Origin of the sequence: Bradyrhizobium sp. WSM1253, from assembly GCF_000244935.1 — a bacterium.
Classification (GTDB): domain Bacteria; phylum Pseudomonadota; class Alphaproteobacteria; order Rhizobiales; family Xanthobacteraceae; genus Bradyrhizobium; species Bradyrhizobium canariense.
The window spans coordinates 751,788-772,715 of record NZ_JH600073.1 but is presented as its reverse complement, the minus strand read 5'-3'; the positions used below and the strand labels follow the sequence as shown (position 1 = coordinate 772,715).

Here is a 20,928-nt window from a genome sequence, read left to right as displayed (position 1 = left end):
TTGACGCACGATCCTTTCGGAAAATCGCTGCGCACGTTTCCGGATCGTGCCTTGGAGGAGTTATCGATGTTCGATCTGACTGGCAAAAAGGCGCTTGTCACCGGCGCAACCGGCGGCATCGGCGGCGCGATCGCACAAGCGCTTCACGCGCAGGGCGCCACCGTCGCGATATCGGGGACGCGCAAGGAAGTGCTGGATGAGCTTGCCGGCAAGCTCGGCGAGCGCACCCATGTGCTGCCCTGCAATCTCTCCAAGGCCGACGAGGTCGAGGCGCTGGTGCCCGCTGCGGAAGCGGCGATGGGACAGGTCGACATCCTCGTCGCCAATGCCGGCATCACGCGCGACAATCTCTTCGTGCAGCTCCGTGACGAGGACTGGGAGGAGGTCATCAACATCAATTTGACCTCGACCTTCCGGCTTGCCCGCGCCGCCACCAAATTGATGATGCGCAAGCGCTTCGGCCGCATCATCGCCATCACCTCGGTGGTCGGCGTCACCGGTAACCCGGGGCAGGGCAATTATACCGCATCGAAGGCGGGCCTGATCGGCATGATCAAGACGCTGGGTGCCGAATACGCCAAGCGCGGCGTCACCGCAAACTGCATCGCTCCCGGCTTCATCAAGACACCGATGACCGATGCGCTCAACGACAAGCAGCGCGAAACGATTCTAACCAAGGTTCCGGCCAATCGCCTGGGGACGCCAGAGGACATCGCGGCAGCCGCCGTCTACCTGAGTTCGAACGAAGCGGCCTATGTCACCGGCCAAACCATCCACGTCAACGGCGGCATGGCCATGATCTGACGCCTCATGCCGCACCGCCCCCTTGGGCAGCCGAATGCGGCAAACGGCCGTTTCCGGAGCGAAATGAGGCTTGTAGTCAACGCAATTGAAGTATGATAACCGGACCTTCAACGGATGGGCAAAGAACGCCATTGCAGGTTTTTGAAACCCTGTATATTGGCGATGCGGAGCCTTGGCCGTCATTCGCCGGGCCTGCATCGGTTAGGATGGGGCCAAATCAAAGTTCGTAAGCGAAGGCAGTCAACGACCACGACGGCTCGTATCGTCCCGGGGGGTCGGGTCTACAGGGAACAACACGAGGTTATGCAATGAGTGAGATTGGCGAGCGGGTTAAGAAGATCGTGGTCGAACACCTTGGTGTTGAACCCGAGAAGGTTGTCGATGCTGCGAGCTTCATCGACGACCTCGGCGCCGACAGTCTGGACACCGTCGAGCTGGTGATGGCGTTCGAAGAGGAATTCGGTTGCGAGATTCCGGACGATGCCGCGGAAACGATTCTTACCGTCGGCGATGCCACCAAGTTTCTCGAGAAGAACGCGAAGAGCTAAGGCTCTTCATTTTCGCGGGGACAACATTGAAACCGGACGGACCGCCCAACAGCGGTCAGCCGGTTTCTTGTTATTGGCCGTGAATATTTCGATGCGGAGTTTTCGGATATGAGACGGGTTGTCGTCACGGGTCTTGGCATGGTTTCGCCACTCGGCTGCGGTGTCGAGCCGACCTGGAAACGCATCCTCGACGGCCAAAGCGGCGCACGCAAAATCGAGAGCTTCGATGTCTCCGATCTCCAGACCAAGATCGGCTGCACGGTCGTGCGCGGCGACGGCACCAACGACACTTTCAATCCCGACATCTGGATGGAGCCGAAGGACCAGCGCAAGGTCGACGACTTCATCATCTTCGGCATGGCCGCGGCCGGCCAGGCACTCGACGATGCCAACTGGCACCCCGAGACCGAAGAGGACAAATGTGCGACCGGCACCATGATCGGATCCGGCATCGGCGGCCTCAACGGCATCGCCGAGACTGCGGTCCTGCTGAAGGAGCGCGGGCCACGCCGGGTCTCGCCGTTCTTCATTCCGGGGCGCTTAATCAATCTCGCCTCCGGCTATGTCTCGATCAAGCACGGACTGAAGGGGCCGAACCATTCGGTGGTCACGGCCTGCTCGACGGGTGCTCACGCGGTCGGCGATGCCGCCCGCCTGATCGCGCTCGGCGATGCCGACGTCATGGTTGCCGGCGGCGCGGAATCGCCGATCGGCCGCATCGGCATTGCCGGCTTCAACGCCGCGCGTGCGCTCTCGACAGCCTTCAACGAAACGCCTGAGAAGGCCTCGCGTCCCTACGACAAGGACCGGGACGGCTTCGTGATGGGCGAGGGCGCCGGCGTCCTCGTCCTTGAAGAGCTCGAACATGCCAAGCGCCGCGGCGCGAAGATCTATGCCGAGGTGATCGGCTACGGTCTCTCGGGCGATGCCTACCACATCACCTCGCCGTCACCCGACGGCGACGGCGGCTTCCGCAGCATGGCGGCGGCGCTCAAGCGCGCCGGCCTCACCGCGTCCGATCTCGACTACATCAACGCGCACGGCACCTCGACACCGCTCGGTGACGAGATCGAGCTCGGTGCGGTTGAACGCCTGCTCGGCAATGCCGCTTCGAAGGTCGCGATGTCTTCGACCAAGTCGTCGACCGGTCACCTCTTGGGCGCGGCCGGCGCGATCGAGGCGATCTTCGCCATTCTCGCGATTCGCGATAATGTCGTGCCGCCGACCATCAACCTGGACAATCCGTCGGTCGAAACTGCGATTGATCTCGTGCCGCATCAGGCGAAGAAGCGCGAGGTCAACGTCGCGTTGTCGAATTCTTTTGGTTTTGGCGGTACCAACGCATCGGTCATCTTCCGGCGTCTGGTCCATTAGTTTGTCGTTGCGACGAATCCACCGTTTTGCCGTATTCGGCGATAGTCATGGAAGCGGGCGCGTGCATTGGCTCGGCAAGCGATTGTCAGGTCGCGATTGAACCGGCAGGATTCAGGTTGCTTCGATGAGTGAAAGGCCGCCCATTTCGCCCCGGAGTCCGCGGGCAGCGCTCGAGCCCGAGCAGGTCCCGCCGCCGCCGAGGCGATCGGACCGCGCGCGCAATCCGTTCGTGATCGTCGGCAACGCCATCATCACCCTGCTGCTGATTGCGATGATCGGCGCGGGCGGCGTGTACTATTACGGCCGGCAGGTGCTCGAGGCGCCGGGACCGCTGAAGGAAGACAAGATAGTCAACATCCCGCAGCGCGCCGGCAAGCGCGACATCGCCGAGACGCTGAACCGGGAAGGCGTGACCGACGTCAATCCGTGGGCGTTCATTGCCAGCGTCGCTGCGCTAAAGGCGAGCTCGGACCTCAAGCCCGGTGAATACTCGTTCCAGAAGAACGCATCCTTGCGCGACGTCATTGCCACCATGGTCGAGGGCAAGGTGGTACAGCATGCCGTGACAATCCCGGAGGGCCTGACCTCCGAGCAGATCGTGGCGCGCCTGTCCGACAACGATATCTTCACCGGCAGCGTGCGTGAGCTGCCGCGCGAGGGCACGCTGCTGCCCGAGACCTACAAGTTCCCGCGTGGCACCCCGCGCGATCAGGTGATCCAGCGCATGCAGCAGGCGCACAAGCGCGTACTGACCGAGATCTGGGAGCGCCGCAGTCAGGACATTCCGGTCAAGAGTCCGGAGCAATTGGTGACGCTGGCCTCGATCGTCGAGAAAGAGACCGGCAAGCCGGACGAGCGCAGCCGCGTCGCCGCGGTGTTCGTCAATCGCCTGAAGCAGAGGATCAAGCTGCAGTCCGATCCCACGATCATCTATGGCCTCGTCGGCGGCAAGGGCACGCTCGGCCGTCCGATCAAGCGCAGCGAGATCACGCAGCCTTCGCCCTACAACACCTATGTGATCGAGGGCCTGCCGCCGGGCCCGATCTCGAACCCCGGCCGCGCTTCGCTCGAGGCTGCCGCCAACCCGGCCCGCACCCGCGACCTCTATTTCGTCGCAGACGGCACCGGCGGGCATTCCTTCACCGAGACCTACGACGCGCACCAGAAGAATGTAGCCAAGCTGCGCGCGATGGAAAAGCAGATCCAGAACGACACGGTCGAGCCGGCCGAGGACGCGCAGCCGCCGGCCGCCGCCGCGCCCGGTGCCGCCGATACGCCGACGGCGACCACGCCGGCGCGGCCCAACCAGCAGAAAAAGCCGCCGGCCGCTCGCCCCGCGGGTCCGCCGCCGGCCCGCCAAGGCGCGGTGCAGCCCTCGCCCCCGGTGGTCCAGCGCTAGGCTGCGCGCAGACCTGCCCCGCGGGACTTTGCGGATTACATTTTCCTGCAAAATAGTCTTAAGATTCGCGTGGCTTGATGGCCGCGCGAATCCCGTGCTTCTGGAGAAATTGACCTGATGGCGTTGTCGTCCATGACCGGCTTTGCCCGAAGCCACGGCGCGAGTGGGCCGTATACGTTCGAATGGGAATTAAAGTCGGTCAACGCCAAGGGCTTTGATCTCAGGGTACGGCTGCCGCAGGGGTTCGACGAGCTCGAGGCTCATGCCAAGAAGCGCGCCGCCGAGCTGCTCTCGCGAGGCACCGTCTACGCCAATCTGACCGTGAAGCGCGCCAATGCGGCCGCCAGCGTCCGCGTCAACGAGGACGTGCTCAACGCCGTCCTCAAGGCCGCCGCCGTGATCGCCGGCAAGGTCGATGCGGTCGCGCCGAGCGTCGACGGGCTTTTGGCCATCAAGGGTGTCATTGAGGTCGCCGAGCCCGAGGGCGACGAGGAAGAGGACAAGGCCGCGCGCGCCGCCGCCGCGGATGCCTTCGACAAGGCGCTCGCCGAACTCGTCGAGATGCGCAAGCGTGAGGGCACCTCGCTCGGGCAGATCCTGATCCAGCGCGTGGACGAGGTCGAGCAGCTGGCGAAGAAGGCCGAGGCTGCGCCCGGTCGCAAGCCCGAGGCGATCAAGGCCAGGCTCGCCGAGCAGATCGCAACCCTGCTCGACACCTCCGACCGTTTCGATTCTGACCGCCTGATGCAGGAAGCGATCCTGATCGCGACCAGGGCCGACATCCGCGAGGAGCTCGACCGCATCGCCTCGCACATCGCGCAGGCGCGCGAGCTGATCGGCAAGGGCGGCCCGGTCGGGCGCAAGCTCGACTTCCTGGCGCAGGAGTTTCACCGCGAGGTCAACACCTGTTGCTCGAAGTCGAACGACATCGAGCTCACCAATACGGGGCTCGCCATGAAGAACGTGGTCGAGCAGTTCCGCGAGCAGGTCCAGAATCTGGAGTGATCGATGACGATTGGCGGTCACGTAACTGATGGTGTCGAGCGGCGCGGATTGATGTTCGTGCTGTCCTCGCCGTCGGGCGCGGGCAAGACGACGCTATCGCGTATGTTGATCGACCGCATGCCCGGCCTTCGAATGTCGGTGTCGGCAACCACGCGGGCGATGCGGCCGGGCGAGGTCGACGGCAGGGATTATTCGTTCGTCGACAAGGCCACCTTCCACGCGATGGTGAAGGCCGACCAGCTGCTGGAATGGGCGACCGTGTTCGACAACAGCTACGGCACGCCGCGTGCGCCGGTTGAGGCGGCGCTGTCAGCTGGGCAGGACGTGCTGTTCGACATCGACTGGCAGGGCACGCAGCAGCTCCGAGAAAAAGCACGCGCCGACGTCGTCAGCGTGTTCATCCTGCCGCCCTCGGCTGCCGATCTCGAGAAGCGGCTGCATTCGCGCGCGCAGGATTCCGACGAGGTGATCCGCAAGCGCATGAGCCGCGCCAGCCACGAGATGAGCCACTGGGCCGAGTACGACTACATCGTCATCAACCATGACGTCGACGACGCCTTCGCCGAGGTCCAGTCGATCCTGAAGGCCGAACGCCTCAAGCGCGAGCGGCAGACCGGCCTCGTGGGCTTCGTGCGAGGTCTGCAAGACCAGCTTCAAGGCTAGGCTGCGTCAGCCTCGGCCCGTCCTTCGCGAGCCGTTCCAGCATCGTCGTGATCACGTCGATGTCGATGCCGTCCTCGACTCCCGCATCGTCATCGCGATCGGCCGGCTCTTCGTCATCGACGTCGTTGGCCGCGAGCTGCGGTGCGGCCTCGATCTGGAATTCTCCGTTGAAGACATCGGCATCGTCGAGCTCTGCGGCATCTTGGTGCGCTTGCGGGACGCGCTTGTCGATCACATCAATCTCGCGATCGATCGCGGCGAGCTGCGCGGTCTTGAGCTGGACTGTCTGCGGACGCAGGGCATCGAAATCCACCGGGCGCGGCTGCCGAGTGTGCGGCGCGTCGGCGGGCGCTGCGTTGAGCCAGGGTGCACGGCCATCGTCGTGATCGTGCGGCTCAAAATTGTCCCAGTTGACGCGGCGCTGGTCGCCGGCCTGGACGCGGATACGTCCACCGGCGAAGCGGTAGATGACGCTGGCGAGGATGCCGGCAAGCGCCAGCGCGCCTCCGATCACCAGCAGCAGCATCTGGAGCGAGCCGGTCTGCTTGTCGGTGGTGCTGTCTGCCGCAGCCAGAGCCATCGGAGCAGGGGACTTCGCCGGCTTCGCGGTCGGCTGCGCGGCGACCGCGACAGGTGCAGGCGACGGCTGCTCTGTGGGCGCGGCGGACGCCGTGGAGGCGTCGGGCCAGCGCCCGGCGACGGCGGGCTGCTGTGCGTTGGCGTCAGCGGAGGGGCTCGCAGCCTGTTGCGTTGGTCCGGGTCCCACCTGTGCAGGCGTCTTAACAGCGGCAATGCTCTGCGGCGTCAGATATTCGGCGCGCGCGTCCTGGACGGAGTGCTGCTGCGGCAGGGCTGAATCCGCTGTAGTCGTATCGGGCGCAGCCTGTGCGGTTTGAGTGGCCTTGCCGCCTTCGGCGCGCAGATACCAGCACTGCCGCTTGGTCGCGCGCTCAAGGCGATAATGCCAATGCTGGCCCTGCGGGGCGGCGCCCTTTGGCGAGCCAAGGCAGTCGTTCGCGGCATTTGCCGTGCTCGGTGGCGTCGATGCATTCTGCGACACGGCGGCCAATGGCGCACCGGCAATGATGCTGCCTACGAGGGCCGATAAGAATTTCGCGGTGCGGTTGCCCATCCTGGTCTCCCGATTACGCATGACGCAACTCGTTACCTTCCCTTTCTCGTCAAAGACTTGGGTGGCAATGAGCCGCAAATCCGGAGAGGATGTGGCCTGAATCGGGCCTGCGCGGCGTTGGTTCCCCCGCGAAATCAGACTTTTTCGCGCTACTGCTTGGTCGAAGTCCAGGTTCCGCCGCAGCCGTCGGAGCGACGGAAGGATCCGGAACCGCTGCGGGCAGCGAGGCGGCCGGAGCCGGTGAAGGTCACGCCATCGCCTTGACCGAACGTGCTGACCGCGCCGCTCGCGCTGACGGTACCCGTGACGCCTTGGCCTATGACCTTGCCCGAGGAGACCACGACCGCGCCGGACGTGGTGCCGCCGCAGCCGACGCTGACGACCATCCAGGCGCCGTCGAAACTCCCGCCACCTCCACCACCGCGTCGCGAGGAACTGCGCGGCTCCTCGGCCGGCTTGCTGCGGCGCGCCGAGGGCGCCGGCTCGGCGGAACGATCCGATCGCGAGCCGGACAGCGACTTCTCGTCATTGCCGATCGAGCCGCCGGCGCTGCCGGACTGCGCGACGGCGGACGGTGGAGCGACGGTGACGGACAGGAAGAGGGCCAGGGCAATCGCAGGGATGACGGCATTGCGCATGAGCAAAAATCCAAAATGAAAAATCGTATCAACGGCCGGAGCCGTCGGCACAGACGGAACCGATAATGCGGCAAGCTTTGCCAGCCTTGCCGCATTCGTCAAGCGCGGCGTCTTTCGCGCGCTGCACGCTGTCGCGCTGGACCAGCGACCAGGATTTGTCGGAGATCGCGAACGCGCCGCAGCGGTTGCCATAGAAGGACAGCTCGATCGGACATTTGGCGCCGGCGCAATTGCCGCGCGCATCCGCCACCGCCGCGCGCCGCGAGGCGTGGTTCCAGGAGATGCCCCATTTGCTGCCGTCGGGCCCGTAGACGATCGAGCCCCATGGTTTCAGGTCCTCCATCTTGCGCATCCGCAGCAGCAGGCCTTCGGTCGCTTCGCCCGTCGGCGCCATGGAAATCCGCTGCTGGAGCTTTGTGATCGCGCGGGTCATTCCGTCAGGGCTGTCAGGATCGAAATTGAGCTCGTAGAGCCGCTCGCTGAGCTCGCTCAGCAGGGCGGCATCGCGCAAGGGGACGCGGTCTGGATCGGCGCGCAGCCGATCCGCCGGCAACGGATCAGGCTGCATCGCTGCGACCTGCGGCGGGGCGGTTTGCGTCGGGGCTACAAAATAGAAGGTGCCGTCGATCGGCGAGGACGACACCCAGGGCTGCTGCGCGCCGGAGGTGGCGCGCTTCACCGCGAGGCCGACCTGGTTGAAGGTCTGGAACACGTCGAGGCCCGCGGTCCGGACCGTCGCGGCCAACGCCTTGGTGTAGGGGCTGTGGCCGTCGCTGCCGTCCTGGGCGACATTGCCGGGTTGCGTTGCGTAGGAGATCAGCGTGCCCTCGGGCGCGCGCATCTGCGCGAGACCGCCATCGGAGGCGCGCAGGCCGCGCGAGCCGAACGGGTTGTTGCGGCAGGCGTCCAGGATCACGAGGTTGAGGCGGGTGCCCGATCCCTGCATCTGGCGCAGCACGAGGTTGACATCGGTCATCTGGAAGTCGACGTCGGCTTCGCGCGTCGGGTTCGCGCCGACTGGCACGAGATAGTTGGCGCCCGAGACCTGCACGCCATGGCCGGCATAATAGAACAGCGCGACGTCGGCGCCCTGCACCTGCCGGCCAAAGCTCTGCACCGCCAGATCCATAGCGCCCTTGTCGAGATCGAGCTGGGCGCGGCCTCCGACCAGCGTGAAGCCGAGCAAGCCAAGCGTGTCCGCCATCAGGCTCGCGTCCTTGGATGGATTGTCGAGCGGCGTGATGTTCTTGTAGGCGGAGTTGCCGACCACGAGCGCGATGCGCTTCTCGGCCGATGCAGGTTGCGTGGCGACGACGAGCAGGGCTGCGACCAGCGTCGCCAGCCCCGGGACGCGATTGAAAATCCTCGCGCGCATCAAAATTCCCCAAAAATAATGACGCCAGTCTAACAGTCCGGCGCGCCGGCGAAAAGCGGCGCCACATGCGTACTGTCCGTCATGCCCGGGCTCGTCCCGGCCATCCACGTTCTTCGTGCCGCGTGGCAAGGCGTGGATGGCCGGGACAAGCCCGGCCATGACGCGGATAGGCCGCGTTGCGTATTTCGCAGGCGAGGGGCCATGGCCGCGCGTTCCCGCGGCAGGTTCTGCCCGAGCCTTGCTGCCGTTGATCGCCCAATGGAAGCCAAAGGGCGCAGGGAAGGCCGGGCGCCGGCGGCACCCGTTGGTCCGTGCGCTACAGGAATGCACACGGGGTGGACCGATTGGGTGGCCGATCGCCCGGCCTTCCCTGCGCGGATGGTTTTAACGGTGTCCTTCGTGCTCTCCCCGGGGAGCGATGCACTATTGCCCCCGTCGCCCCGCCGATCGCTGATGCGCGCGCCCGGTTGGGCCGCCACATCACCGCGAGGCTTGACGCACAGACCCCGGGCGTCAGGACCACACGACTTCTCCGTCCGCGGACGGTCCCGCCGAAATCGTCGAGGGCTTGCGTGTGCTCACCCCCGATGACCGACAAGCCCGCTCTCCAGCGCCGTGTCGTACGCGTCGCGTGAGGACTCACGGTTGCCCGCCCGGTCATCACGCCGCCCGCGCCGTCGCTGCCGCGTCCACCGCCACCCGGCCCGCATGTCGTGACGGTCGCGAACGCCCCTTTGGCAGGGCCAGGATGCGGGCTGTATGCCACAAATCCGAAATTCGGAAAAGCGAAATGTTTTTGCGCCGATGGCTTGACGGGGTGTTTTGCCCGACGCGTCTGCCCAGTGGCGAATGACCCAAATCGGGTTTGGTGCCACCTCAAACAGCTTGTCATCCGCTGGCAAGAACAATGTCAAAATTCGCGACCAACGCATGCCTCTCAAGGCGTGATGGCGAATCTTGCAGAACAATGATCAACCTTTCCGGATGCGGAGCCGCATTGAGCCAGCGGTCGGTCACATTTTCTCCTTCGCCAGCGAAATACAGCTGGGTTACCAGGCGATCGAACCGCCCCTCGACGGCGAGGTGAATGTGCGGCGGCCTGACGTCGCCTTCTGCTGTCGGATAGCGGCCGGGTTTGACCGTACGAAAGCTGTAGCGCCCAGCCGCATCCGTTGTGAGACGCGCGAAGCCTTTGAAATTGGGGTCGAGCGGCGCCGGGTTGTTGTCGCTTGGATGACGATATTTCCCCGCCGCGTTGGCTTGCCAGATGTCAATGCGTGCATGCGGCACCGGCGCTCCCGAACGCGTGAGCACGCGTCCGCTGATATGGATGAGCTGACCCAGCGCCTCAACGGTGCTGCCGCTTGGACGCGCCAGATCGGTTGCCAGATCGGGGTGCTCCGAGACCGGGTAGAACGGGCCGACAATTTGTGGGGGCGTAATCGCCAATGCTGCTGCATCGCGGCCACTCGTCTGGGCTTTGGATGTGGTCTGGCTCATCAAGGTAGCTTGATATCCGCATCCTTGACGACCTTGGCCCAGTGGGCGATGTCAGTCTGGATTCCCTCACCAAATTCTGCAGCGGTGCCACCCACGGCTACCGCTCCTATCTTATCGAGCGAAGCGTGGATCTTCGGTTCGACAAGTACCTTGTTAATTGCCTTGTTAAGCTGCGACTTTATTTCTGCAGCCGTTCCACGCTTGGCCGCAAAGCCGATCCAATCGGCTGTCACCAGATCGGGGAGGCCTGCCTCGATCACAGTGGGAACGTCCCCCAGGGCAGCAATCCTGGTGGGGGCGGTGACGGCAAGCGCTCGCAACTTGCCGGTCGCGATGAGATCAATAACCGGAAGCGTGGTGACGAACATGTATTGGACGTTGCCGCTGATCAGATCGGTGATTGCTTGGGAGAATTGCTGGTAGGGCACGTGGGTGGCGTGCACTCCGGCCTGCAATGCAAACATTTCGCCGATCAGATGCGAGGGAGTGCCGAAGCCGGCGGAAGAGAAGTTGAGCTTCCCCGGCTTGCTCTTGAGCAGCGCCACCAGATCGGACAGCGAGCCGACCGGCAAGGAAGGCGTTGTAACGAGCACAGTGTAGGACTTCGATATCTTGATCACCGGATCGAAATCCACGTCCGGCCGTACCTCCGCTTTCGGAAGCAGAGACGGAGTGACCGTCATCGGAAGGCTCATGGTCAGCAGTGTATAGCCGTCCGCCGGACGGCCGGCCACGTCGTTCATGGCAATGGTCTGCAGCGCACCCGGGCGATCTTCCACCACGAGCCGCCAGCCTTCATTGGCCGCGAGCCCGTCCGCGACCATGCGGCTGATAATGTCGGGCGGTGTGCCCGCACCGGTAGGGACGACAATCCGTATGAGATTGGACGGATAAGGTTGCGCGACGACCTTGCCGGGCAGCAACAATCCGGCGAGGCTTCCCAGCAGGAAAGTGCGACGGGGAAGATAAATGGTCGACATGGCTGCTCCAAACCTTGGCGGTGGAGGGTAACGCGAATTGCAGCTTGTCCCGCGGACCTATATAAGAAAAGTTCTATTTCTCAATAGTTCTATTCCATTTCGGAAAGGGTCGCATGCTCGATGCATCCCAAATCAGCCGTCGGATCAAGCTGCGGCAGCTGAGCGTGTTTATCGCCGTCGTGGAATACGGGAGCATGGCGAAGGCGGCCGAGCACCTCGCCATTTCTCAGCCTGTCATATCCAAGATGCTCGCGAACCTGGAGCAAACGATCGGCCTTCCGCTTCTGGAGCGCAGCCGGCTCGGCGTTGAGCCCACGCTTTATGGCAAGGCCTTGCTCAAGCGCGGCATTGCTTTGTGCAACGATTTACGGAGCGGCGTGGACGAGTTGCAATCGCTCGCTGATCCCGCGGTGGGTGAATTGCGCATTGGCAGCACCGAGCCCGTGATGGCCGGATTACTGCCCGCCATCATCGACCGGCTATCACGGCAATATCCGAGGCTCGCGCTTCACATCATCGAGGGCGAACCGCCTGAGCTTCAGGATCGCCATCTGCGCAATCACGACATCGACCTCATGATAGGGCGCCTGCCGAGCTCGACGCCGGCTGCCGATACCGATGTTGAAGTGCTGTTGCACGAAAGCGGTGTCGTTGTTGCAGGCTTGCACAGTCCGTGGGTGCGGCGGCGCAAGATCCGCCTCGACGAGCTGGTCAACGAGCGTTGGTGCCTGCCGCCGCGCGAAAGCTTTCCGGGCGGCTGGATTGCCAACGCATTTCACGCCTCCGGGCTGGAGGTGCCACGTGCCAGCGTAACCGTGTATTCGGTCCTTATGCAGTCGGCGTTGCTTTCGTCGGAACGATTCCTGAGTTTCCTTCCGGCATCGATGTTGCACTTCAGCGCGAAGCGGCTGTCGATGAAGGTCTTACCCGTCGAAATGCCTATTCAGATGTGGCCGATCGGGATCATTGCGCTGAAGGGCAGAACGCCAAACCCTGCTCAGCGGCTGCTCGTCGAGTGCGCCCGGGAGGTCGCGAAGCCGCTCGCAGGTAAGCGAAACGCCTCGCCCAATCGGCGAAATTGAAACTGATCGTTCTTCTGCTTCTGCCACATCGCGTCGTTCCGCTCCTGCGCGGCCAACGTCGGCTACCGGGGTAAGGCGGTGGCCGTGCGAGCGCAGCGAGCATTCCAGAGAGCTGCCGCGGAACGATTTCTGGAATGCTTGTCTTCGCCGGAAGTGACGCCGAGGAGATAGCGCGGTCCAACCGGATCACCTCGGGAAACTTATCACCTCGGCCGCCGTTTAATTGCGGCTGAGGAGACGCCATGCCGATCAAGGACCAGATCAAAAATCTCGCCAAGAAGCTCGTCGAGGATCACCCCGACGCGGCAACGCTGCGGGCGCTCGTGCGGGCTCGGAAGCCGACAGCCATCCGCTTCCAGGACGATGGCATCGTGCCGAATAACCCGCATTTTCCAGTGTTGCTCTATCGCGGCGCGGTGAATCTGAAGACCCGGCGTTTTGCTCCAGAGGTCATCGTCGACTCGCTGTTCGATAGTCATGGCTGGGGCCGCTCCTGGCGCGATACGGTGTATGACTTTGTCCACTACCATTCGCAGATCCACGAAGTGATGGGCGTGGCACGCGGCACGGCTAGGATCGAGTGCGGCGGGATCAAGGGGCGAATCCTGAGCGTGAAGGCCGGAGACGTTCTGGTTCTTCCCGCAGGGACCGGACACCGGCTGATCGAGTCCAGCCGGGACTTCCTGGTCGTCGGAGCGTATCCGCAGGAGGGACGTATGACGAGTGCACCGACACGCGAGAGCGTCCTGACGCCAGCAAACGCATCGCCAAGGTCCGTAAGCCGAAGACCGATCCCGTGCTGGGTGCCGGCGGCCCGTTGCTCAAATCATGGCGGATAAAGCCATCGCGATCGTGACGCGGGGGATCGCTTTCGCTGTGCCGGTTCGAGGTGTCGTTCGTTGGAACGCCGGCCGTCTCGGTCAGGTCAGATAATCCGGCGTGAAATCCGCGAGCGCGCGGAGTTCGTCGGGTTGCAACAGCTCGATCTCGCTTCCCTCCCAGGCAATCAATCGGCGCCCTCTCAGCTCCTGGATGGTGCGATTGACGTGGACGATCGACAGTCCGCAGGCATCGGCGACATGCCGCTGCGTCATCGGCATTTGGAAGCGGCCGTTCTTGACGAGGCCCACGACCTCCAGCCTTGCGGCGAGTTCGCAGATCAGATGCGCCACCTTCGGCAACGCCGCCTGTGCGCCGAGGCGCGCGATCCATTGTCGCGAGATCGCCGCATCGATCAGCGTCTCGCGCCAGAACGCGCGGGTCAGGTGAATGGAGCTGTCGAGCAGCTGCTTGAGTTGGCTGTGTGCGACGTAGCCGACGATCGAGGGTCCAAGACCGACGAGGTCCGCATCCATCGGCGACACCAGCAGCGTGTGCAGGCACGGCATGTCGCCGGGAACGTGGAAGGCGAGGATCTGGCTGCGATCGCCGACGATGCGAGCCTGGTAGAGGAAGCCGCTGACGATGAAAACGCAGCGGGAGGCATCTTCACCCTGGCGCAGCACGATCTCGCCGTCGGAGACCTGGCGCAGCGTGGACGGCAGACCCGCGATCTGGCGGCGTTCGTCTTCTGAGAGGCCTTCAATCGCCTGGAGATGCGCGATGAACTTCGGGTGCGGCATGGTGAGGAGGAGGGGTTTCAGTCGTCACGCGGCACGGCCGGTTCGAGCAGGCGTTGGGAGAGTTTTGCGATGGTCCAATCGGACACGGGAACCGCCTGGAACTCGCGGATGGCGTGCGCAAGCTCCTGATCCGACATCGGCCGCGCCGGCTGCTTCAACCTGCCTTGCAGGAAGGCAGCGCTGATACTGTCCAGGTGCTCGCCCGAATCCGTAGCGAACAGGTGGCGAATGCGTTTCAGGATCGTCGTAGGGCTCATGCGAAGGGCGGGGGCAGTCAGCGATCGAGGGATGGTGGGGCTGCGACCCTGTACCGTCGCAAACCGGTAGCAACCTGTGCTTCCGTCTCGCGTTCTAGTCCGCTGGATTCGGGCCAGATGTATCATTTGATCGAACCGGCAGGATTTTTGGCGGGGCGCATGGAACGGGACACATGGAAAAAGCCCATGACGTGCTGATCCGGAACCTCGGCGAGCACACCGCGCTTGCACAGGAGGATGTCGCCGAAATTCGCGGGCTGACTTTTGTGCAGCGCGAGTTCGCGCCGAATGAGGATTTCATCCGTCAGGGCGACGAACCCGAGCATTCGGCGCTGGTCGTCTCCGGCATGATCGCCCGCTACCATCTGCTCGACAGCGGCAGGCGGCAATATCTCGCGTTCCATTTGTCTGGAGACCTGCCGGACTCCCAGGGACTGTTCATCGACCAGATGGACCATGGGCTGTGTGCGCTCGGGCCTGCCTCGGTGGCGTTCATCCCGCATCGCGAATTGTTCATTGCCTTTCGGCGACGACCGACCTTCGCACTGTCGGTCTGGCGCGAGACGCTGCTCGATGCCGCTATCTTTCGCGAGGCCATCACCAACAATAGCGCCCGGCCGATGCACGCGCGCATGGCGCACCTGTTCTGCGAGCTGTTCTACCGCGCCCGCGCCGCGCAGCTCGTCCGCGGCAATCGCTGCCGTCTGCCGATCAGCCTGGCGCAGCTCGGCGAGACGCTGGGCATGGCGATCGCGACGGTGAACCGGACGCTCGCCGAGCTCAGGCGGAGCGGGACCATGGACATGCGCGACGGCGAGCTGATCGTCCTGAAATGGCGCGAACTGCAGCGGCTCGGAGGCTTCAGTCCGACCTATCTGCACTTGAAGCGCCAATCGCCGCCGCATGCGTGAGACCTAAAGCGAACCGTCCGCGGCCGTGCGCCCCATCACCTCGTCAAAGTGCTTCTTCACCCAGTCGTTGCAGGAGCAGGCTCTGGCTTCGAGCGCCGGCGCATCCAGGATCAGGATGGCGCCACGGCGTGTCGCGAGGATCTGCCTCGCCTTGAACATCTGGATGACGCGGCTGGCATAGCTGCGGGAGACGCCGAGCATGCCGGCAAGCTGCTCATGGGTGAGGGGGATCTCGGGGCCGCCGACGTGCTCCTGCGCGGAGATGATCCACTTGGCGGCGCGCTGCTCGATCGAATGCGCGGCATTGCAGGCCGCGATCTGGAGCAGCTGTGCGAACTGGCAGTCGCCATAGCGCGAGAAGACCTGGTGGAGCGTGGCCGACCTCTGCTGGGCCTGCTCGAGCGCGCGGTGCGGCAACCGCATCAGGGTCCCGCCCAGCTTCACGACGATGCGCGAATAGGCCAGCGAGGCGCTGCGGCCGGCGGCAATGCCCACCGCGCCCTCGCGCCCGACCAGCAGGCTTTCAACCTCGCGATCGTCCTCGACTGGCACGGCGAACGACACGAGCGTGGAGCGGCAGGGAAAATGGACCGCCGCGACCTCGTCGCCGGCGTGATACAGGATGTGGTTCGCCTCGAGTTCGACCGGCTGGAGGTGCGGTGCGAACAGTTCGAAATCCGTGCGGCTGAGCCGCTGGAGAAGATCGTTCTGGGGCCGACCGGTCACATGTCTTGCTCTGGCCGGGAATCGGCGCCGGCCAGAACCCTACGTTTCCGTGACGGAGCCGACGGTTCCAAAGTGCACACAAGGCGTTTTTCAAGCGTTGAAAAGATGGCCTCCGGCTTACGGAATGCCGGAAAATTCTGGCGCGGCGCATGGCACGCGAGGCAAATGGCGCAGCCGAACCCAGCTGCCTTCAACTTTACGAGCTCTGTGCAGGAGTGCACACAGCAGGAGCGCGGATCAGCGTAGCGTGCTCGTCGCGGAGCGCCGCAGCCCGTGCGCTCTGCCCGACGGACCGCCGGCCTATATCTCAAACGCCGCCGGGCCGGCGGGCCCGAGGGCGGCCAGGATGTTCATCACCCGACGTTCGTCACCCGAAGCGTGCTTCGCAATCGTGCGCGGGCCGGCTTTTTTCCGCGTGGGCGCGATAGGCATCGATCGCCCTGTTGGCGAGCATCAGTTGCCGGCGTTCACCGGTCCTGAGCTGGGCCTCAATGGCGTCGAGCAGGACGTTCGCCGTCTCGTCCGGAGAGCCGAGCTGTCCGCTCTGCTCCAGGAAGCTCCAGGCGATGAAGAATGCGTTCTCGACGGTGCAGCGAATGGACATGGCTGCCAACGCGGCGCGGCCATTGCCGTTCCGCGGGACAGACGAATGCCGTGAATTAGCGCGCCTGCCCGCGTTACTTCAGTGAGCTGCTGATCGAGGTGAACTTCTGCGCCGAGATTGTTGACGACGGCGATGATCGCCAGTGCGATGCCTGCGGCGATCAGGCCGTAGTCGATCGCGGTGGCGCCGGACTCGTCGGCAAGGAAGCGGCGGATGGTCTGCATGGTCTTGCCAGAATTCCAAAAGAGAGCTGGCGAGGGCCATAATCCGCAGAGATCAGGTTCCCCAATTTGGAACACCGGCTTGCGTCAATTTCGAGTGAATCGCGATGATTGAAGCCGGCGGCGAGATGACCCCGCCGCCTCGCGCTTCTCGCGCATGCTAATTCTTGAGCACGATGCGGCCGACGACCTTGCCGGCGCGAAGCTCGTCGATCCAGGTCTGCACGTCGCCCATCGGCTCCTCGCGCATCGGCGTCGGCTTGATCTTGCCGGCGCGGGCGAGCGCCATCAGCTCGTGAGCCTCGGTGAGCGTGCCGACCATGAAGCCCTCGATGGTCATGCGCTTGTAGACCCATTGCACCATCGGCAACGTGAACTGGCCGCCCATCAGGCCGGAGACCACGATCTTGCCGCCGCGCGCGGCGACGGCGACCGCGAAAGCCATGGACTTCTCGTTGCCCGCGAAATCGACGATCTCGTCGAAGCCGCCATCGGTTTCCTTGAGGATGCGCTTGATCACGTCGGGCTCGGCCGGATTGTAGGCCGCCGCCGCGCCGTTCTTCAGCGCGGTTTCCCGCGCGGCACCGCTGAGGTCGGCGACCGTGATCGGCTGCTTGAACATGGCCGCCGCGAAGGAAAGGCCCATCATGCCGACACCGCCGAGGCCGATCAGCAGGAGATTGCGCTGGCGCGGTCGGTCGACCAGGCGCTTGAGCGCGCCATAGGCGGTGACGCCGGAGCACATCAGCGTCGCGGCCTGGTTGACGGGCAGGGGATCGTAGTCGAGCAGATATTTCGCGTCAGGCACCAGCACGTGGGTGGCGAAGCCGCCGTCGATGGAGACGCCAAGAAAGCGCTGCCTGGCGCAGAGGTTCTCGTCGCCATTGGCGCAGTCGCGACACTGGCCGCAACCGATCCACGGAAACACCGCCTTCTTGCTACCGACGAGACCGGCGAACACTTCGGGGCCGACTTCGTCGACCACGCCTGCGATCTCGTGGCCGAGCGTGAAGGGCAGCGTCATGCCGCGCGTGGTGTCGAGCTTCTTGCCGCCGCCGAGATCGGCGTAGCCGTCCTGGATGTGCAGATCGGAGTGGCAGAGGCCGCAGCGCTCGATGCGCACCAGCACCTCGCGTCCTTGCGGCTTCGGCGTGTCGACGATGGTCTCGCAGAGCGGCGCATCGAACTTGACGAGGGACTGCCGACGCATCAACGCCATATTTCTTCCTCCGAAATTATCTCTCTGTTTCGCTGCGTATATTGGCCAATTCACGGGCCATGGCAACAAAGCCGGAAATCGGAACGGTCTCGGCGCGCCGCGTCGCATCGACGCCGGCAGCTGCGGCGAGCCGCGCGGGATCGGCGCCGAGCGACTTCAGACTTTGTCGCAGCATCTTGCGGCGCTGGCCGAACGCGGCGGCGGCGACCTGTTCGAGCAGCTTGCGATCGCAGGCGAGAGGGTTTTCGCGCGGGATCAGTCGCACGACGGAAGACGTGACCTTCGGCGGCGGCACGAAGGCGGACGGCGCGATGTCGAACAGGATCTTGGTCTCGCAGCGCCAGTTGGCGAGCACGCCGAGCCGGCCGAAGGCCTCCTCGTCCTCGCGCGCCACGATACGCTCGCCGACCTCGCGCTGGAACATCAGGACCATCATGTCGTACCAGGGCGGCCAGGGCTCGGTGGTGAGCCAGCCGACGAGGAGGTGGGTCGCGATGTTGTAGGGCAGGTTCGCGACGATTTTTGCTCTTTCGCCGGATAGCAGCGGGCGCGGGTCGAAGCTCATGGCGTCGCCATGCACGATATCGAGACGGCCGGGATAGCGCGCTGAAATTTCCTGCAAGGCAGGGATCGCCCGCTCGTCGTGCTCGACGGCGATGACGCGTCTGGCGCCGAGCGCGAGCAAGGCGCGCGTCAACCCGCCCGGGCCGGGGCCGATCTCGATGATGGTGGAATCCTCGAGCGGAGCCGCCGCACGCGCGATGCGCGCGGTGAGATTGAGGTCGAGGAGGAAGTTCTGGCCGAGCGATTTGCGCGCCGACAAGGCGTGCTGGCGAATGACCTCGCGAAGCGGCGGGAGGTCGTCGATCGCGCTCATCGGGTTTTCGCAGCCGCCATCCGGCTCGCGAGCCTCAACGCAGCGATCAGGCTTGCCGGATTGGCCTTGCCGGTGCCGGCGATGTCGAAGGCGGTGCCGTGATCGGGCGAGGTGCGGATGAAGGGCAGGCCGAGCGTGACGTTGACCGCGTCGTCGAAGGCCACCGTCTTGATCGGGATCAGCGCCTGGTCGTGGTACATGCAGACGGCGCAGTCATAGCTGTTTCGCGCGGCTTCGTGGAACATGGTGTCGGCGGGGAGCGGTCCCTTCGCCTCGATCCCGTCGCTGCGCAACGTCTTGATCGCCGGCGCGATCACGGTCTGCTCCTCGTGGCCGAGCGAGCCGTCCTCGCCCGCGTGCGGATTGAGGCCGGAAATCGCGATGCGCGGATTCGCGATGCCGAAGCGGGATTTGAGTTCGGTCGCGACGATGCGCACGGTCGAGACGATCAGCTCGCTGGTGAGCTGGGCCAGTGCATCGCGCAAGGAGACGTGGATGGTCACGGGCACCACGGCGAGCCGCGGCGACCACAGCATCATCACCGGCTGCGGCACGCGGCCGTCTTCCGCGGCGAGCTCGGCGAGGAATTCGGTATGGCCGGGATGGCGGAAGCCGGCGCGATAGAGCACGCTCTTGGCGATCGGATTGGTGACGACGGCACCGGCGCGGCCCTCGCGGACATCCGTGACCGCCTGGCGGATCGAGGCGAGGGCGGCGGGCGCGCTCGATGCGTCGGGCTTGCCGGGCTTGGCGCTCACGGGCTCGCCGGTCGCAACCACGGGCAGGGCCTCGGGGAAGGCGGCCCCGGCCTCGCCGGCGCTCACCGAAGCAATCCTGATATTGGCGCCGAGCGCCTTGGCACGGCGGGCAATCAGCGCCTCGTCGCCGAGCAGATAGAAGGCGGGCAGGTCCAGTTCGCGGCGCTTGAGCCAGGCTGCGATGGTGATGTCGGGGCCGATGCCGGCAGGCTCTCCCAGCGTCAAGGCGAGGGGCTTGGCAGGCTGCGGGGCCATCAGCGGTTGCGATACTCGATCATCGCCGCCTTGCGGAGCTCCTCGAGATAGGCCTTCTGGGTCTTCTCGTACTTCTCCTGATACATCTTCTCGCGGACCTCGCGCTTCTTCGGCGTGTCGATCATGGTCGGCTTGCGCGAGCACAGCACCACCATCTCGATGCCCGCCTTGGTCGTCTCGGGGGCGGTCAGGTGGCCGATCGGCGTGTCGTCGAGCACCTTGCGCAGCGCCTCGGGCAATTCCGCCGTGGTCTTGGTGACGGTGTCGCGGATCGTGGCGTTCGGCGTGGAGCGGAACAACGAATTGGCTTCTTCGCAGCTTCCGACGCGCGAGCGATATTGCTCGGCTTCCTTATGCCGCGTCTCCAGGAACGCCGGCGACGAGCCGCGCGGCACGAGCAGCACGATCGGCTGCATCTTGTATTCGGTCCCCTCGATCTGCAGCTTGTCGCCGGTCTGCGCCTGCACGGCCTGCGCGACGTCCTTCTCGCCGACCAACAACTTCTCCTTGAAGCGGCCGCGCACGAGGCTGGTCCAGACCATCTCGGCCTTCATGCGGTTCTTCAGGGTTTCGGGGCGGACGCCCTTGACCTCGAGCGACTTGGTGAGCTGGTCCGGCGAGATGCGCATGCGCTGCGCCATGCCCTCGTAGGACTGGTTGATGTCGGAGACACCGGGGTCGACCCCGTATTTCTTGCCTTCCTTCATCTTCACCCGGTCGTCGATCAGCTCGTTGATGACCTCCTGACGGGCCGGTGTCTTCTGCGTCGTCAGCTGGTCGAGCTTGGAGCGCTGCTCGACGTCGAAGTCGGTGATGGGATCGCCGTTGACCATCACGACGATGTTCTGCGCGCGCGACGGCGCGCCGGCCAGGAGCAGGGCGGCGAGGACGAGGAAGAGGCGGAAGACAGGCAATGAGATCGTCATATTTGTCGCTCGCATGTCAGCCGCGGTGAACCTGCGATCGGGAACACGCGGC

The 20,928-nt window shown here is 64.5% G+C and carries 22 protein-coding genes and 1 pseudogene; 9 read left to right on the top strand and 14 right to left on the bottom strand.

Going from position 1 to position 20,928, the window contains the following annotated elements; all coding sequences use genetic code 11:
• The first annotated feature begins 66 nt into the window (after positions 1–66).
• The 6 genes from fabG (at position 67) to gmk (ending at position 5,793) form a co-directional block, all read left to right on the top strand.
• The gene (gene fabG / locus BRA1253DRAFT_RS05585; protein ID WP_007592006.1) at positions 67–804 is read left to right on the top strand and encodes a 3-oxoacyl-[acyl-carrier-protein] reductase; all 738 of its coding nucleotides are present in this window, start codon (positions 67–69) and stop codon (positions 802–804) included.
• A 308-nt stretch (positions 805–1,112) separates the two neighbouring features.
• Positions 1,113–1,352, top strand: coding sequence for an acyl carrier protein (locus tag BRA1253DRAFT_RS05580; protein WP_006020277.1), 240 nt, complete (start codon positions 1,113–1,115; stop codon positions 1,350–1,352).
• 108 nt (positions 1,353–1,460) lie between these two features.
• A complete protein-coding gene (gene fabF, locus BRA1253DRAFT_RS05575; protein ID WP_007592004.1) occupies positions 1,461–2,726 on the top strand; it encodes a beta-ketoacyl-ACP synthase II in 1,266 nt (421 codons plus the stop codon).
• 124 nt (positions 2,727–2,850) lie between these two features.
• The gene (gene mltG, locus BRA1253DRAFT_RS05570; protein WP_007592003.1) at positions 2,851–4,125 is read left to right on the top strand and encodes an endolytic transglycosylase MltG; all 1,275 of its coding nucleotides are present in this window, start codon (positions 2,851–2,853) and stop codon (positions 4,123–4,125) included.
• A 117-nt stretch (positions 4,126–4,242) separates the two neighbouring features.
• Positions 4,243–5,130: a YicC/YloC family endoribonuclease gene (locus BRA1253DRAFT_RS05565; RefSeq protein WP_007592002.1), complete on the top strand. Its 888-nt coding sequence runs from the start codon at positions 4,243–4,245 to the stop codon at positions 5,128–5,130.
• A 3-nt stretch (positions 5,131–5,133) separates the two neighbouring features.
• Positions 5,134–5,793 (top strand): guanylate kinase, encoded by a 660-nt coding sequence (gene gmk, locus BRA1253DRAFT_RS05560; RefSeq protein WP_007592001.1) that lies wholly within the window; start codon positions 5,134–5,136, stop codon positions 5,791–5,793.
• Here the strand turns inward: gmk and BRA1253DRAFT_RS05555 are convergent.
• The 5 genes from BRA1253DRAFT_RS05555 to BRA1253DRAFT_RS05535 all read right to left on the bottom strand — a co-directional run bounded on the left by BRA1253DRAFT_RS05555 (position 5,726) and on the right by BRA1253DRAFT_RS05535 (position 11,418).
• Complete coding sequence (locus tag BRA1253DRAFT_RS05555; RefSeq protein ID WP_007592000.1) at positions 5,726–6,925, bottom strand: hypothetical protein; 1,200 nt, start codon at positions 6,923–6,925, stop codon at positions 5,726–5,728. The genes gmk and BRA1253DRAFT_RS05555 overlap by 68 nt on opposite strands.
• 149 nt (positions 6,926–7,074) lie before the next feature.
• A complete protein-coding gene (locus BRA1253DRAFT_RS05550) occupies positions 7,075–7,563 on the bottom strand; it encodes a hypothetical protein (RefSeq protein ID WP_007591999.1) in 489 nt (162 codons plus the stop codon).
• Between the two features lie 28 nt (positions 7,564–7,591).
• Positions 7,592–8,938, bottom strand: a complete 1,347-nt coding sequence (locus BRA1253DRAFT_RS05545) for a caspase family protein (RefSeq protein WP_007591998.1) — start codon at positions 8,936–8,938, stop codon at positions 7,592–7,594.
• A gap of 888 nt (positions 8,939–9,826) precedes the next feature.
• Positions 9,827–10,438 (bottom strand): protocatechuate 3,4-dioxygenase, encoded by a 612-nt coding sequence (locus BRA1253DRAFT_RS05540; RefSeq protein ID WP_007591996.1) that lies wholly within the window; start codon positions 10,436–10,438, stop codon positions 9,827–9,829.
• A complete protein-coding gene (locus BRA1253DRAFT_RS05535) occupies positions 10,438–11,418 on the bottom strand; it encodes a tripartite tricarboxylate transporter substrate binding protein (protein WP_007591995.1) in 981 nt (326 codons plus the stop codon). The genes BRA1253DRAFT_RS05540 and BRA1253DRAFT_RS05535 overlap by 1 nt, the downstream gene beginning before the upstream one ends.
• 113 nt (positions 11,419–11,531) lie before the next feature.
• Here BRA1253DRAFT_RS05535 and BRA1253DRAFT_RS05530 point away from each other — a divergent pair, with 113 nt between their 5' ends.
• Together BRA1253DRAFT_RS05530 and BRA1253DRAFT_RS05525 are read left to right on the top strand one after the other, a co-directional pair.
• Complete coding sequence (locus tag BRA1253DRAFT_RS05530; protein WP_007591994.1) at positions 11,532–12,500, top strand: LysR family transcriptional regulator; 969 nt, start codon at positions 11,532–11,534, stop codon at positions 12,498–12,500.
• Positions 12,501–12,742: 242 nt separating this feature from the next.
• Positions 12,743–13,339, top strand: a complete 597-nt coding sequence (locus BRA1253DRAFT_RS05525; RefSeq protein WP_007591992.1) for a hypothetical protein — start codon at positions 12,743–12,745, stop codon at positions 13,337–13,339.
• 81 nt (positions 13,340–13,420) lie between these two features.
• Here the strand turns inward: BRA1253DRAFT_RS05525 and BRA1253DRAFT_RS05520 are convergent, their stop codons facing one another.
• Together BRA1253DRAFT_RS05520 and BRA1253DRAFT_RS05515 are read right to left on the bottom strand one after the other, a co-directional pair.
• A complete protein-coding gene (locus BRA1253DRAFT_RS05520; RefSeq protein WP_007591990.1) occupies positions 13,421–14,122 on the bottom strand; it encodes a Crp/Fnr family transcriptional regulator in 702 nt (233 codons plus the stop codon).
• Between the two features lie 17 nt (positions 14,123–14,139).
• Positions 14,140–14,379, bottom strand: coding sequence for a hypothetical protein (locus BRA1253DRAFT_RS05515; RefSeq protein ID WP_007591988.1), 240 nt, complete (start codon positions 14,377–14,379; stop codon positions 14,140–14,142).
• Between the two features lie 173 nt (positions 14,380–14,552).
• Here BRA1253DRAFT_RS05515 and BRA1253DRAFT_RS05510 point away from each other — a divergent pair, with 173 nt between their 5' ends.
• Positions 14,553–15,290, top strand: a complete 738-nt coding sequence (locus BRA1253DRAFT_RS05510; RefSeq protein ID WP_007591982.1) for a Crp/Fnr family transcriptional regulator — start codon at positions 14,553–14,555, stop codon at positions 15,288–15,290.
• Between the two features lie 3 nt (positions 15,291–15,293).
• On the opposite strand, the gene BRA1253DRAFT_RS05505 is transcribed toward BRA1253DRAFT_RS05510, so the two are convergent.
• The 7 genes and pseudogenes from BRA1253DRAFT_RS05505 to BRA1253DRAFT_RS05480 all read right to left on the bottom strand — a co-directional run bounded on the left by BRA1253DRAFT_RS05505 (position 15,294) and on the right by BRA1253DRAFT_RS05480 (position 20,876).
• A complete protein-coding gene (locus BRA1253DRAFT_RS05505; RefSeq protein WP_007591979.1) occupies positions 15,294–16,016 on the bottom strand; it encodes a Crp/Fnr family transcriptional regulator in 723 nt (240 codons plus the stop codon).
• A gap of 367 nt (positions 16,017–16,383) precedes the next feature.
• Positions 16,384–16,620, bottom strand: coding sequence for a hypothetical protein (locus BRA1253DRAFT_RS05500; protein WP_007591977.1), 237 nt, complete (start codon positions 16,618–16,620; stop codon positions 16,384–16,386).
• Between the two features lie 73 nt (positions 16,621–16,693).
• A pseudogene (locus BRA1253DRAFT_RS41130) lies at positions 16,694–16,844 on the bottom strand (Flp family type IVb pilin).
• A 157-nt stretch (positions 16,845–17,001) separates the two neighbouring features.
• Positions 17,002–18,060: an alcohol dehydrogenase gene (locus BRA1253DRAFT_RS05495; RefSeq protein WP_007591976.1), complete on the bottom strand. Its 1,059-nt coding sequence runs from the start codon at positions 18,058–18,060 to the stop codon at positions 17,002–17,004.
• A gap of 16 nt (positions 18,061–18,076) precedes the next feature.
• Positions 18,077–18,937 carry a 16S rRNA (adenine(1518)-N(6)/adenine(1519)-N(6))-dimethyltransferase RsmA gene (gene rsmA / locus BRA1253DRAFT_RS05490; RefSeq protein ID WP_007591975.1) on the bottom strand — a complete coding sequence of 287 codons (861 nt, stop codon included), beginning with the start codon at positions 18,935–18,937 and terminating at the stop codon, positions 18,077–18,079.
• Positions 18,934–19,950 carry a 4-hydroxythreonine-4-phosphate dehydrogenase PdxA gene (pdxA, locus tag BRA1253DRAFT_RS05485; protein ID WP_007591974.1) on the bottom strand — a complete coding sequence of 339 codons (1,017 nt, stop codon included), beginning with the start codon at positions 19,948–19,950 and terminating at the stop codon, positions 18,934–18,936. Before pdxA ends, rsmA begins: the two co-directional genes overlap by 4 nt.
• A complete protein-coding gene (locus BRA1253DRAFT_RS05480) occupies positions 19,950–20,876 on the bottom strand; it encodes a SurA N-terminal domain-containing protein (protein ID WP_007591973.1) in 927 nt (308 codons plus the stop codon). Before BRA1253DRAFT_RS05480 ends, pdxA begins: the two co-directional genes overlap by 1 nt.
• Positions 20,877–20,928: the final 52 nt, after the last annotated feature.

Excerpts from the sequence above, each read along its gene's own strand:
- fabG (WP_007592006.1), top strand. The coding sequence starts at position 67 with ATGTTCGATCTGACTGGCAAAAAGGCGCTTGTCACCGGCGCAACCGGC.
- BRA1253DRAFT_RS05580 (WP_006020277.1), top strand. The coding sequence starts at position 1,113 with ATGAGTGAGATTGGCGAGCGGGTTAAGAAGATCGTGGTCGAACACCTT.
- fabF (WP_007592004.1), top strand. The coding sequence starts at position 1,461 with ATGAGACGGGTTGTCGTCACGGGTCTTGGCATGGTTTCGCCACTCGGC.
- mltG (WP_007592003.1), top strand. The coding sequence starts at position 2,851 with ATGAGTGAAAGGCCGCCCATTTCGCCCCGGAGTCCGCGGGCAGCGCTC.
- BRA1253DRAFT_RS05565 (WP_007592002.1), top strand. The coding sequence starts at position 4,243 with ATGGCGTTGTCGTCCATGACCGGCTTTGCCCGAAGCCACGGCGCGAGT.
- gmk (WP_007592001.1), top strand. The coding sequence starts at position 5,134 with ATGACGATTGGCGGTCACGTAACTGATGGTGTCGAGCGGCGCGGATTG.
- BRA1253DRAFT_RS05555 (WP_007592000.1), bottom strand. The coding sequence starts at position 6,925 with ATGGGCAACCGCACCGCGAAATTCTTATCGGCCCTCGTAGGCAGCATC.
- BRA1253DRAFT_RS05550 (WP_007591999.1), bottom strand. The coding sequence starts at position 7,563 with ATGCGCAATGCCGTCATCCCTGCGATTGCCCTGGCCCTCTTCCTGTCC.
- BRA1253DRAFT_RS05545 (WP_007591998.1), bottom strand. The coding sequence starts at position 8,938 with ATGCGCGCGAGGATTTTCAATCGCGTCCCGGGGCTGGCGACGCTGGTC.
- BRA1253DRAFT_RS05540 (WP_007591996.1), bottom strand. The coding sequence starts at position 10,438 with ATGAGCCAGACCACATCCAAAGCCCAGACGAGTGGCCGCGATGCAGCA.
- BRA1253DRAFT_RS05535 (WP_007591995.1), bottom strand. The coding sequence starts at position 11,418 with ATGTCGACCATTTATCTTCCCCGTCGCACTTTCCTGCTGGGAAGCCTC.
- BRA1253DRAFT_RS05530 (WP_007591994.1), top strand. The coding sequence starts at position 11,532 with ATGCTCGATGCATCCCAAATCAGCCGTCGGATCAAGCTGCGGCAGCTG.
- BRA1253DRAFT_RS05525 (WP_007591992.1), top strand. The coding sequence starts at position 12,743 with ATGCCGATCAAGGACCAGATCAAAAATCTCGCCAAGAAGCTCGTCGAG.
- BRA1253DRAFT_RS05520 (WP_007591990.1), bottom strand. The coding sequence starts at position 14,122 with ATGCCGCACCCGAAGTTCATCGCGCATCTCCAGGCGATTGAAGGCCTC.
- BRA1253DRAFT_RS05515 (WP_007591988.1), bottom strand. The coding sequence starts at position 14,379 with ATGAGCCCTACGACGATCCTGAAACGCATTCGCCACCTGTTCGCTACG.
- BRA1253DRAFT_RS05510 (WP_007591982.1), top strand. The coding sequence starts at position 14,553 with ATGGAAAAAGCCCATGACGTGCTGATCCGGAACCTCGGCGAGCACACC.
- BRA1253DRAFT_RS05500 (WP_007591977.1), bottom strand. The coding sequence starts at position 16,620 with ATGTCCATTCGCTGCACCGTCGAGAACGCATTCTTCATCGCCTGGAGC.
- BRA1253DRAFT_RS05495 (WP_007591976.1), bottom strand. The coding sequence starts at position 18,060 with ATGGCGTTGATGCGTCGGCAGTCCCTCGTCAAGTTCGATGCGCCGCTC.
- rsmA (WP_007591975.1), bottom strand. The coding sequence starts at position 18,937 with ATGAGCGCGATCGACGACCTCCCGCCGCTTCGCGAGGTCATTCGCCAG.
- pdxA (WP_007591974.1), bottom strand. The coding sequence starts at position 19,950 with ATGGCCCCGCAGCCTGCCAAGCCCCTCGCCTTGACGCTGGGAGAGCCT.
- BRA1253DRAFT_RS05480 (WP_007591973.1), bottom strand. The coding sequence starts at position 20,876 with ATGACGATCTCATTGCCTGTCTTCCGCCTCTTCCTCGTCCTCGCCGCC.